This is a genomic window from Epilithonimonas mollis, from assembly GCF_900142325.1.
In the GTDB taxonomy this organism is placed as follows: domain Bacteria; phylum Bacteroidota; class Bacteroidia; order Flavobacteriales; family Weeksellaceae; genus Epilithonimonas; species Epilithonimonas mollis.
This window is the reverse complement of the sequence record NZ_FRAM01000006.1, coordinates 49264-61256: the sequence shown is the minus strand read 5'-3', so window position 1 is coordinate 61256 and position 11993 is coordinate 49264. Positions and strand designations below refer to the sequence as shown.

Genomic DNA, 11993 nt, shown 5'->3' with positions numbered 1-11993 from the left:
GATATCGCTTTCAGATAATCTCTGACCTGCTGCTTATTGCTATTTTCAGTAATGAATGACGGAAAATTCTTCATCAGCGTCAATTCTCCCTTTCCTTTGTCTATCTTCTTATCATTGTACTCTACTCCGGGAAAGTTAGCTCCAGCCGGTCTCATGAGCTTGACGATCATTTTGAAAGTAGTGCGTAAATGTTCTCAAATATTTTGTTCTGCCGGGCTTTCAACGATGCTATTTCTGATAGTTGTTTGGAAAATAGTTCTAATTGACTTTCCGAGATAAACTTCTGTCCATTAACCACTTTTGCCAACTGATTGACATTGGTTTCGATCTTTACAAAGATGTTGTCCTGCTTTTCAATGAATTCAAGAACCTTTCTTCTTTCGTCATCCATAAGCCTGTTCTCCACAGAATCGATGATCAGCCTGGTCAATGAGATATTTTTTTCATTGCATATTTTTTTCCAATCTTTTTTTATTTTGGACTTTATTCTGAAAAAGATTACTGCAGATTCAATATTGAAATTTTCTTCCAGCATTTGATAAAGAAAATTAATCCAGATTATTGCATACTCCAGCTTACAGTTCCATTGACGCTCTTTAAGACATAAGTGCCGTTAATTGGTGGTGGTGGAATAATTTCTTTAGCAAATCCAAAAGATCCGTCTTCCTTAGCCACAACTTTTTTTATATATGATGTGTCACCATCTGCATTTGGCATTTGGGAAGGTGTAACACTTAATCTGCCATTAATATTTAACCATCTTTCAGAAAAATCCCCCGATATCAAAGCAAATTTGTAATCAGTATAATTGTTGGTTATACTATCCCAAAAGCTGGATGAGCTTGTTGTTACGGGGGTTGAATGTATTGCCAGTTTATTATTGACACTCCTGTCCCCTACTGCGGGACTTCCGGCTCCTATTCCAATAAAAATATTATTGGAACCCGTCCTATTTCCTGTACCAGACAAATATCCTATTGCTATATTGTCATTTCCGGACGTTATATAAGACATAGCACCAGCCCCAATTCCAATATTCCTGTTTCCCGAAATTGGCAGACTGGCAGTGCCGTTCAATGCAGATACGCCTGCTCCAAAATTTAGTTTACCTTTGACTTCACTTTGTGACATAGCATATGCTATCGCCGCATTTCCCTTTCCTGAAGTTATGTTAGAATCTGTACCAATGATGGAATTGTACGTCCCCGTTATTAAACCATTAGAATTCCCAAGAACATAGTTCTCGTTTTGGTCAAAGTCCAGACAGAGACGATCTTTAAGAATAATTTTCACAGAGGATTTATTTCCCCTTACTGCCACAGAATTCAGGTCTTGACTTACTTTCAATTTATTCCACATTTTTCCGTCAAAGAAATATGGTCCTGCTTCAGTAATATTGACAACTTGTTCCGTCAGATTAAGAGGAGGTTGAGTGACAAATACAATCGTACCTTTTTTTGAATTCGAGTAAAATTTCAGAGCTAACTGATCACCCGTTATGCGCGGTGGTATGATGCCATCAAAATGGCTTACATCGTTTGGTTTTCCCACCACCTCCAAAGTGGCTTCCGGAGTTTCTGTATTGATTCCGACCTGACCGTGGGTGTACATTGACAGGAGAAACATAAATAAATAAGTAATTGTTTTCATCTGCTGATTGTTTTAATTTCTGTTGCAAAGTTGAAACATCAAATCTCACAAAACAATAGCATTGAAGGGACTTGGGCTATTTAAAGACGCTTCCGATTAGTCTGAAATCTGTAAAGATTAAAAAAGAACAATTTGGAATATTATACCAGATTATAGAACAACAAAAGGCGAGTTCCGAAGTCTTTCCCCCCTTTTTGCAAAAAAGGCAAGATCGTTTTTGTATGTACAACTTGAAAAGTTTGTATATACAAAGACACATCTTGCAATCAGAAGATTTCAAATATTTGAAAAAAGGAAAAACCGGCTAAATCAAAGCTTTCAGGTAAAATCAGTGAAGCAAAAAGAAATAGGTGCGAATTTTTGAACAATAGTATAACTAAAAGTGATTAAAATTTAAGCAGACTTTTAGATAGTAGTTAATTTTGTAATCATAAAATTTGTGAAACTGCAAAAAAAATAAGCATATCGGATGATAACTCAACTAACATTTTATTGACCAATTAAAAAACTACTTCGAAATTTCTACAGAATTAACTTGGTGAAAAATTGACTGATTCCACTTAAAATTTATTAATTCCATAATCAAAATCAAAAGTTTTTATTATTCAAAACAACAAGTGAGTAAGAATTATAATTATATAATTATAGATTACCATTTATATAATTTATTACTACATTTTCTATAGAAAATAATCACATAATATTTTTTTTTTATTATATAAAAAATAATATCTCAATTTTAGTTAAGTTTGCAAAAAATCCGAAACTTGAAAACATCAACTAGTAACATAATTCTAAAATCTTTATAATCATGAGAAATCTCTACCACAAATTGTTTGATAGCCTAAAACTATTAATCGCAACTTTTGATACTAAGATAAGGGTCAAATATCCTATGAGACTGAAATTCAAGACACATAAAATGCTCTTTCTTATAATGTTATCTACAGTAAATTTCCTAAAATCACAGACCGTTTTATCTGCCGGTGACATTTTGATTACCTCGTTTGACGCTACAAAAACTGTAGTTGACGATAAATTTTCATTTGTCTCACTCAAAGACCTACAACCCAATACCATAATTTATTTTACCGACAGAGGTTTTTTTGGAGGTAACAGCTGGCAAGCCGCAAATGGAGGCACTGAAGGATCTATCGCATGGTCATTGGGAAGTGAAACTATAACTGCAGGAACGGAAATAGTTATACAAAGCTTGACGGCAAAAGTTAACGGTGTTAATAAGGGAACAGTAACTTCTGTGTCCGGTAGTAATCCTTCAGGATTATCTCTGTCGCATCCATCAGGAGATCAAATTATAATTTTCCAAGGTGGTTTGGGAGTTCCTTCAGCATCTGGAGTAACTATGGTAGGCGGATTTCATTGGAATTATTGTCCAAATGGATATTATGCAGTTTATACTACGGACTCAGGTTGGGATAACCTAGGAGCAGGAAGCAGCTGTTCACAAAGTACGAGTTCCTCTAATATGCCGCCAGGTTTAGATTCTGACAGTACTTTTTGGATTGGATTTTACAAGCCAACTGCGCCTCAGACAGATATTCAGAACTACACAAGAGGGCAATTTAACGGGAATGGAGCACCTTTTAGTTCACTAGCAGCATTAAAAGCGGCAATATTGAACAGAAATAATTGGATAGCAGTCAAATCAACTGATACAACAACACAAATAAATGTTCCAACAGGAATAACTTATTACAGCTCTTGTACAGCACCTGCAATCACATCTCAACCTTCTGCAAGCACAATTTGTGCAGGAGCAAACACAATATTCTCTGCGACTGCAAGCAATGCAACTGCTTACCAATGGCAGGTGAATGAAGGATCAGGGTTTACAAACATCAGCAATAACAGCGTTTATTCTGGTGCTACAACTGCTACTCTATCGATTACAGGCGCAACTGCCGGACTTAATGGATATCAATACCGTGTAGTCGCTACAGGAAATTGCTCACCAAGCGTGACATCTAGCAGTGCTACATTGACAGTGAATGCTGCACCTGCAATCACATCTCAACCTTCTGCAAGCACAATTTGTGCAGGAGCAAACACAATATTCTCTGCGACTGCAAGCAATGCAACTGCTTACCAATGGCAGGTGAACGAAGGATCAGGATTTACAAACATCAGCAATAACAGCATTTATTCTGGTGCTACAACTGCTACTCTATCGATTACAGGCGCAACTGCCGGACTTAATGGATATCAATACCGTGTAGTCGCTACAGGGAATTGCTCACCAAGCGTGACATCTAACAGTGCTACATTATTAGTAAGTACAACTCAAGCACCGACCGGTGCTTCTGTTCAAAGCTTCGAAGCGGGCAATACTTTAAGCGTATTAGTCGTTACCGGTCAAAATATTAAATGGTATGCTACACAAAATAATGCATCTAACCATACAGGAGCGCTACCATTAACCACAATGATTGTTAATGATACAACTTATTATGCCACTCAAACAGTGGATGGGTGTGAATCATCAGAATCATTAGCCGTAAAAGCTTTCAATGAAACATTAAATGTTATGAATAGTAAGATATCAACGGTAAAAATTTATCCAAATCCTGTTAGAGAAACTTTGAATTTCAATAGTGAAATTAAAATTAATAAGATTGTTGTTGTTTCGATAGACGGTAAAAAGATTTTCGAGAAAAATCTGAATGGAGAAAAACAAGTAAATGTTCACAATCTAATTCAAGGCACTTATCTGGTTAATATTATAACAGAAAACGGAACTGAAACAATTAAATTTATTAAAAATTAATTATATCAAACTCTACATAATAAGGGAATAAGTAAAAAATAGAGCTCGGATTTTTATCCGAGCTCTTCTTTATAACAAAAATCAATTGGTTTAGATATGTGACAAAAAATCAACTTTTGTAAGTATTTTTGAAAAACTAGTATTAATTGAAAATTTTTCAAACGAAAATATATACAAGAGCAATACTGTAATACATAATTTTATTAGTATGTGTAAAGATATTGGTGCTCTCAAACGATGGACAGAATTAAAATAATTCTACCCATAACTATTCTTCAATTCTTTTTTTAATCTGTTTAATATCACTCTTAATCTCTGACATAAAATCTTGTATATTACGTTCAGAAAATTTATCAGGCTCATATTCTTTTGTATTAATGCTACAAGCAAACTCCCAAATCTCTTTGATTTCTGCTAATGGAATTTTATAAGGCTCATAAAAGCTATTATCTGCCTTAACCCAAATTGCATCTGCTTCATGAAACTGGAATCTTTTATAGCTGATGCCGTCATTAGTTGTTATGAAAACATAAGTTTTATCTGTTTTCAAATCTGAAAGATTTTCTACATATTTTCCTACAATGTAAGTTCCATCTTGATAGGGAGGCATTGAATCACCACCAGCTGGAAACGCTCTGAATTTCCCGCCTTTTAAGAAGGGTAAGGATATGATATCTAGGCTTTCTATATATTCGGGATCGCCATAACCATTTAAATAGCCCATTGAAGCCTTTTGTGGAATGATCTCAATTTGATCATTGCCGTCATTATCAACCCTAATGGGCAAAACAATCCTATTGTCTGGTAGCTCCATAATCTCATTGATGGAGTATTTACTGACATTGACAGTCAATAGCAAATCGATACTGACATTGTAATACTTGGAAATTTTAAGCAAGATCTCAAGGGGTGGCTCTGTTGCTCCGTCTTCGTACTTACCATACCTGCCTCTGGTAATTGATAAATCATCCGCAACTTTCTGTTGTGACAGATTACGCTTACTTCTTAAATACCTGATGTTTTCTGATAAAATTGACATTGCTATAATTTATAGCAACAAATATACAAAATATTGCTACAAAACGTAATAATTTTGATGCGTGGAAAAATCAATAGTTCATATGGATCTGGATACATTTTTTGTCTCTTGTGAGAGGCTGAAAAATTCCAGCTTGGATGGTATTCCTGTCATTATCGGTGGTGGTGACAGGGGTGTCGTGGCTTCCTGTTCCTATGAATCACGATATTTTGGGGTCAGAAGTGCAATGCCTATTAAAATGGCTTTGAGATTATGTCCTGATGCAAAAGTCATCAAAGGCGATATGGAATATTATTCCAATATGTCGCATACGGTTACAGAGATCATACAGGAAAAAGTACCTGTGTTGGAAAAGGCAAGTATAGATGAATTTTACATTGACCTTTCAGGAATGGATAAATTTTTCGGATGCTATAAATGGGCAAACGAAATTGCAGGTGCTGTCACAAAAAATACAGGATTACCGATCAGTTTTGCATTATCCATGAATAAAACCGTTTCTAAGATTGGAACTGGTGAATCCAAACCTACAGGAAGATTAGAAATCCCCCCACAGAATATTAAACCTTTTCTGAATCCATTGTCCATCAAAAAAATTCCAATGGTAGGGAATGTGACATTTCAATTGCTTTCAAGGCTCGGGGTGCGAACAATCCAGACCCTATCAGAAACACCTGTTGATGTGTTACATCAGCTAATTGGAAAAAATGGTACTGAACTTTGGAAGAAAGCTAATGGCATAGATGAAACACCAGTTATTCCTTATTCCGAAAGAAAGTCTATATCATCAGAAAATACCTTTTCTCAGGACACGATTGATATTCGAAGCATCAAAAGTATTTTATCTGGGATGGTTGAACAATTGTCATTTCAGCTGAGAAGTGAAAAATGGCTGACTTCAGTTGTAGTGGTTAAAATAAGATATTCCAACTTTGATACGGAAACCAAACAATGCAGAATACCTTACACATCTGCTGACCACACATTGCTCAAGTATGTTTTAGATTTATTCGACAAACTATATTCCCGAAGAATGAGAATCCGTTTGATTGGTATTAAGTTCACAGGATTGGTACACGGCTGTCATCAGATGAATTTGTTTGAAGACACCGAAGAATTAATCAGTCTCTATCAAACAATGGATCAACTGAAATTAAGGTTTGGAAGCACAAGTGTAGGAAGAGCATCTGGCTTATTATAAAAGTAATTATGTTTTTAAATTGTCACTCATACCATAGTTTACGCTATGGGACTATATCCGTGCAGGAATTGATTAAGCAGGCGGTTGAACTGAATGTTGGCGTATTGGCTTTAACAGATATCAATACGATTACAGGCATTTATGAATTTCACAAGCTTTGTAAAGCATGCAATATTAAATCGGTTGTTGGTGTAGAAATCAGGGAAGAAAACGAAATGTTATACATCTGTCTTGCCAAAGGCAATAAAGGCATCGGCGAGATCAACAAACTTCTGACAGAACATAATTGTGATGGTAAAGAACTTCAAAAATACCATCCTTTATTTTCTGATGTAACGGTTATTTATCCGCTTAGTGATTTTCCTGAAAAACTCAATCGTAATGAATATATAGGAATCCGACCTGAAGAGTTGAATCTTTTGGTAAAATCAGAATTGAAAGTATATATTCCGAAAATGATCATTTTACAGCCAGTTACGGTTAAAACCAAGACGGATTATAATCTGCATAAGATTTTAAGAGCCATTGACCTTAATACACTCGGGTCAAAGTTAAAACCAAACGATTATTGTAAAGATTCAGAGGTATTTATTCAGCCGGCAGAATTATTAAATAAATTCAAGGCATATCCTCAGATCATTAAAAATACAGAATGGATTTTGGAACAATGCCATTTTGAATTTGATTACTCAACACCGAAGAATAAAAAGTTTTTTACAGGCAGTAAGGAAAGTGATTTTGAGCTTTTGACAAAGCTCGCCTATGAAGGGTTAAAAAAGCGTTATCCTGACTGCAACCGTTTAGCCATTCAACGAGTAGAAAAAGAGTTAAAAGTCATTGATATGCTTAATTTCTCAGGTTATTTTCTGATTACCTGGGATATTGTTAAGTACAGTAACCGAATGGGATTTATGCACGTTGGACGAGGAAGCGGAGCAAACAGTATTATTGCCTATTGCCTTGGTATCACTGATATTTGTCCTTTAGAACTTGACCTATATTTTGAAAGGTTTCTTAACCTTAATCGGAAAACACCGCCTGATTTTGATTTAGATTGGAGCTGGCAGGACAGAGACACCATTTTGCAGTATATTTTTGATAAATACGGAAAAGATCATGTGGCTTTTTGTGGGACTAATGTTGAGTTTAAATACCGGTCAATATTCAGGGAAGTCGGAAAAGTATTTGGTCTGCCAAAAGAAGAACTGGACGAACTGGCGACAAAACCTATAGAGGCGTACGATATAAATTCGGTTTCGGCTATGGTTCACAAGTACGGAAAACTTTTGGAAAAATTCCCGAATCAAAGAAGTATGCACGCCTGTGGAATTATTATTTCAGAAGAGCCGATTACCAATTTTACCGCTTTGGAAATGCCACCCAAAGGATTTCCGATTGTCCAGTTTGATATGCATGTTGCTGAAGAAATTGGCTTTGAAAAATTTGATATTCTATCCCAACGTGGATTAGGAACAATCAATGATACGGTTAAGCTCATCGAAGAAAAGCGAGGTGTAACTATTAACATTAGAGATACGTCAATTTCAAAAGATGAAGCAAAATGCAATGAGTATTTAAGCAGAGGTAAAACGATTGGTTGCTTTTACATAGAAAGCCCTGCCATGCGTGGATTGCTGAGAAGGTTAAAATGTGATAATTATAAAGTTTTGGTTGCAGCTTCGTCTATTATCAGACCAGGTGTAGCACAAAGCGGAATGATGCGTGAGTATATCTTTAGACACAACAATCCAGATAAGTTCGAATATTTTCACGAGGTTTTTAAAAAGGAATTAGGAGAAACTTATGGCATTATGGTCTATCAGGAAGACGTCATTAAAATTGCACTACATTTTGGTGGATTAGCAGCATCGGATGGCGATGTCCTGAGGCGTGCTATGAGTGGCAAAGGTCGTTCACTATCAGCTTTACAGAAAGTTAAGGATCATTTCTTTGAATCCTGTAAAAAGCTTGGACATCCTGAACAGCTATCAAAAGAGGTTTATCGACAAATTGAATCCTTTGCAGGATACTCATTTTGTAAAGCGCATTCAGCATCTTACGCTGTAGAGAGTTATCAAAGCTTATATTTAAAAGTCAATTATCCCATCGAGTTTATGGTGTCTGCCATTAATAATGGCGGTGGTTTTTACAGGACTGAGGTCTATATTCACGAAGCCAGAATGTCTGGAGCTAAGATTCTAAATCCTTGTGTAAACAAGGGTGAATATAAAACCACAGTTTATGGGAAAGATGTCTATCTGGGATTAATGCACGTAGAAAGTTTAGATAGTAAAACAGCAGCTTTAATTCCTGAAGAAAGAAAAGCTAATGGAGATTATGCATCATTGGAAAACTTTGTCAAAAGAGTTTCTATTGGAATTGAAACACTGCAAACTTTGATATTCATCGGAGCTTTTAGATTTACAGGAAAACCAAAACACGAACTTTTAATAGAAGCCAGATTTTTGCTTGCAGGCGAAAAACAAAATTATAAACATTTAACTCTACTTGATGAGCCTAAAAAAGAATATAAATTACCAGAAGTTGCACGTCATCCCTATGAAGATGCGTTTGATGAAATAGAAATTTTAGGTTTTCCTGTTTCCGTAAGTCCATTTGATCTTTTGCAAACCAAGTACAGAGGAAACGTAATGGCAAAAGATTTAACCAAATACCACAAAAAAGAAGTCAAAATGCTGGCTTATCTTATTTCAAGAAAACACGTACCTACTAAAAAAGGAACGATGTTCTTTGGAACTTGGATCGATAATGAAGGGGAATATTTTGACACAGCTCATTTTCCAGATAATCTTAGTAAGTATCCATTTCAGGGAGGAGGGTGTTATCTTCTTTTTGGTACTGTAGAAGTAGATTTTCATTTTCCTACAATTACAATATTGAAAATGCAGAAAATGCCATTTATTCCTGATCCAAGATATGCGCTCGATAAAGACAAATCATACGAAGCTTATCAAAAAATAAAAGAAGATGTCAGTATGACACAGAGAAAACCATACCCACAGGAACAGGAAATTGGATTGCCCAGGAATCGGATGATTTGAAAGTATTAAATAACAATGACTTTTCATTGCGGCAGCAACAATATTAACTCCAAAAAATGGTCACTACAATTCGGAAATGATTAAAAAGTAAATTACAGATCACTGAATATATTACATTCTTAGTGCAAAGGAGAAAAGGCTTTATATTGTAAATCCATATTTAGTCAGATATGACATGGAAACCTGAAAACTATTGAGCTTTTCTCTATTTTCGGTGGAATTTATTGTCAGTCAGGACGCCTTATCATCGGAATCTCGCTGATTGAAGTTAATCCATCCGCATTTCCGGGATTGAGAAAAGGTAGAATATTTTTTAAGGACGCCCGCCAATTGGTAATATATCTTCCCGATGAGTTTTTCCAGCTACTCTCCTTCCAGCTGCGGTATTTTCCCAAAATCAGAGGATCCATTTCAGGTTTATATGATTCCAGACTTTTAGCATATTCTAAAAAATCAGCAAGTTCAGGCATATTTTTAGAAATATCTAAACACTCCATAACTATAACTGAATTCTCAGATATTACTTTATCATCTGTCAAAGATTCCTGCACTAAAGGCAACTTCACATTATCTTCCTTTTTAACCAATTCTGATGTCATTGGAAACTCCCCTACCAATTTCGATTTTTCTAATTCAAGTGGATAATCGACCAGAAGCCTATACCTGCAGGGTGAACCACTAACCATCTCAAAACTGATCAAGCCACAATCCCTAAGTTTCTCTTTGGCTTTTTTTATGGTCGCCCTGTTCAAGTTCAGCTGTTTACCAAGCTCAATATCGGATACTGCAAACTGGTAATGATTAAAATGCTGAGCCCTCTTCAGCAGGTAAAAGTATAAAGTGGTAGAAGATGGACTTAATTTAACGCTCTCATTAAAAGCCCAAAACCTATCAATCAGCTCAAGATAATACATATCTTATTTCTTGGCGAACAACTTCAGAGCTTTTTCTTTATCGATAATGATGATATTACGGTTCTGAATAATGGCATCATCCAGGATACCTGAAGATTTGACCTCCGAAGCCTTTGAAACGGAACAGCCCAGTATCTTCGCCAGACCTTTCAGACCATACTCATACTTTTTTTCAGGACCAAATCCTTTTGAAATAGTCATAAATTCTTCAACAGTAAGCTGCCATATCGGTGTTTTAGGATCAATGTTATTCATATTTTTTTGTGTTTAGGTTAACATAGAAAAGTTTGCGCATCGTACTACGACATTTCAGGCACAGCAAATCCTGGCCGTATACTCAACTGAACTTTACTGAACAAAATTGAACCATACGACCCGGACTTTTTCAATACCTCCGCGGTAGTACCGAAAGATTCCTTTATAAACCTTATGCGTAGAGCATTTCTAAAAACAATGTGGATAACCCACAATACATTTCGGCATTTTTTCACTCATCACTGTCCGTAAAATACTGATTCAGGTTCTTCTCCAGGAAATTCAAAAACTTTGTCCTGTTGTGTTTCCGGTATTTTATTTCAGTTAAGATCTTATGAAAATTATGGAGATCGACATTACACAGGTTTTCAAATACTCTGATCGTTTCCTTCAGTTCCAGCGTACCTGAATTAAAGCACCTGCTGATATGAATAGCATAGATCAGCTCAACCAGATTGACTTTTGAAGACGACCATTCCAGCTTTTTTGAAACGAACTGATGAATCTGCTGATTTTCCAGCCCTTCAATTTGTGTATTGATATAAGCCACTAGTTTTTCGTTGGCCATAAACCTGGCCACGTTAAAATCATGCGATGTGGTGAACTGATCATCAAAACTGTACAACAGTTGTGGTAACTGCATTTTCAGGTCATAGGAATACCGGACAAAATATTTCTGATCAAGATAGCTGGCACCCCTGATATAATAATTGTAAAAATGCCTGTCGTCATCGTATTGGGATTCCAGTTTTCTGACCGTCTCCATATAATATTTATACAGAAACTTTTTCCCCCGATGGGGCTTGCCGGACTCTAGATCCAGAATACCATGATAGAACAGAAATTCAGCAACAAAACAGGGCTTTAGTTTCTTAAAAAAGTAAACCTCGTCAGCCATCGAATCAAACCGGTGTTTCCTTACCTGCTCTTTCAGTTTCCTGATAGCTGCATCAATCTCCAACAGGCAGCTTTCAGCTTTTAACAGGATGTTGTCTTCACTCTGATTAATGCGTTCCAGGACCTCAAGAAGGTCTTTGTAATCTTTCTGCACATTTTTAAAAAAAATCTTACTTACCATGTCCTTTTC

General features: G+C 36.0%; 9 protein-coding genes. 3 read left to right on the top strand and 6 right to left on the bottom strand.

The genetic code is table 11. The features are described 5' to 3' along the window. Nucleotides 1–166: 166 nt before the first annotated feature. Together BUA97_RS16595 and BUA97_RS16590 are read right to left on the bottom strand one after the other, a co-directional pair. The gene (locus BUA97_RS16595; protein ID WP_084081383.1) at nucleotides 167–535 is read right to left on the bottom strand and encodes a hypothetical protein; all 369 of its coding nucleotides are present in this window, start codon (nucleotides 533–535) and stop codon (nucleotides 167–169) included. A 23-nt stretch (nucleotides 536–558) separates the two neighbouring features. Next, complete coding sequence (locus tag BUA97_RS16590; protein ID WP_073000516.1) at nucleotides 559–1650, bottom strand: hypothetical protein; 1092 nt, start codon at nucleotides 1648–1650, stop codon at nucleotides 559–561. Between the two features lie 937 nt (nucleotides 1651–2587). On the opposite strand from BUA97_RS16590, the gene BUA97_RS16585 reads away from it, so the two are divergent. Continuing rightward, nucleotides 2588–4435: a T9SS type A sorting domain-containing protein gene (locus BUA97_RS16585; RefSeq protein WP_175546229.1), complete on the top strand. Its 1848-nt coding sequence runs from the start codon at nucleotides 2588–2590 to the stop codon at nucleotides 4433–4435. Nucleotides 4436–4703: 268 nt separating this feature from the next. Here the strand turns inward: BUA97_RS16585 and BUA97_RS16580 are convergent, their stop codons facing one another. After that, on the bottom strand, nucleotides 4704–5474 hold the full coding sequence (locus BUA97_RS16580; protein ID WP_073000510.1) for an XRE family transcriptional regulator: 771 nt from the start codon (nucleotides 5472–5474) through the stop codon (nucleotides 4704–4706). Between the two features lie 61 nt (nucleotides 5475–5535). Here BUA97_RS16580 and dinB point away from each other — a divergent pair, with 61 nt between their 5' ends. Further along, nucleotides 5536–6675 carry a DNA polymerase IV gene (gene dinB, locus BUA97_RS16575; RefSeq protein WP_073000507.1) on the top strand — a complete coding sequence of 380 codons (1140 nt, stop codon included), beginning with the start codon at nucleotides 5536–5538 and terminating at the stop codon, nucleotides 6673–6675. Nucleotides 6676–6683: 8 nt separating this feature from the next. Next, nucleotides 6684–9737 carry a DNA polymerase III subunit alpha gene (locus BUA97_RS16570; RefSeq protein ID WP_073000504.1) on the top strand — a complete coding sequence of 1018 codons (3054 nt, stop codon included), beginning with the start codon at nucleotides 6684–6686 and terminating at the stop codon, nucleotides 9735–9737. A gap of 227 nt (nucleotides 9738–9964) precedes the next feature. On the opposite strand, the gene BUA97_RS16565 is transcribed toward BUA97_RS16570, so the two are convergent. The 3 genes from BUA97_RS16565 to BUA97_RS16555 all read right to left on the bottom strand — a co-directional run bounded on the left by BUA97_RS16565 (nucleotide 9965) and on the right by BUA97_RS16555 (nucleotide 11957). Continuing rightward, nucleotides 9965–10651, bottom strand: coding sequence for a helix-turn-helix domain-containing protein (locus tag BUA97_RS16565; protein WP_073000501.1), 687 nt, complete (start codon nucleotides 10649–10651; stop codon nucleotides 9965–9967). A gap of 3 nt (nucleotides 10652–10654) precedes the next feature. Further along, entirely contained in the window at nucleotides 10655–10906 is a 252-nt protein-coding gene (locus tag BUA97_RS16560; protein WP_073000498.1) for a DUF3853 family protein, read from the bottom strand. 232 nt (nucleotides 10907–11138) lie between these two features. After that, nucleotides 11139–11957, bottom strand: coding sequence for an RteC domain-containing protein (locus tag BUA97_RS16555; protein ID WP_175546228.1), 819 nt, complete (start codon nucleotides 11955–11957; stop codon nucleotides 11139–11141). Nucleotides 11958–11993 lie beyond the last annotated feature (36 nt).

What these genes read in the sequence shown, in the direction of transcription:
- BUA97_RS16580 (WP_073000510.1), bottom strand. Translation starts at nt 5,474, where the DNA reads ATGTCAATTTTATCAGAAAACATCAGGTATTTAAGAAGTAAGCGTAAT.
- BUA97_RS16570 (WP_073000504.1), top strand. Translation starts at nt 6,684, where the DNA reads ATGTTTTTAAATTGTCACTCATACCATAGTTTACGCTATGGGACTATA.
- BUA97_RS16590 (WP_073000516.1), bottom strand. Translation starts at nt 1,650, where the DNA reads ATGAAAACAATTACTTATTTATTTATGTTTCTCCTGTCAATGTACACC.
- BUA97_RS16595 (WP_084081383.1), bottom strand. Translation starts at nt 535, where the DNA reads ATGCTGGAAGAAAATTTCAATATTGAATCTGCAGTAATCTTTTTCAGA.
- BUA97_RS16560 (WP_073000498.1), bottom strand. Translation starts at nt 10,906, where the DNA reads ATGAATAACATTGATCCTAAAACACCGATATGGCAGCTTACTGTTGAA.
- BUA97_RS16585 (WP_175546229.1), top strand. Translation starts at nt 2,588, where the DNA reads ATGTTATCTACAGTAAATTTCCTAAAATCACAGACCGTTTTATCTGCC.
- BUA97_RS16565 (WP_073000501.1), bottom strand. Translation starts at nt 10,651, where the DNA reads ATGTATTATCTTGAGCTGATTGATAGGTTTTGGGCTTTTAATGAGAGC.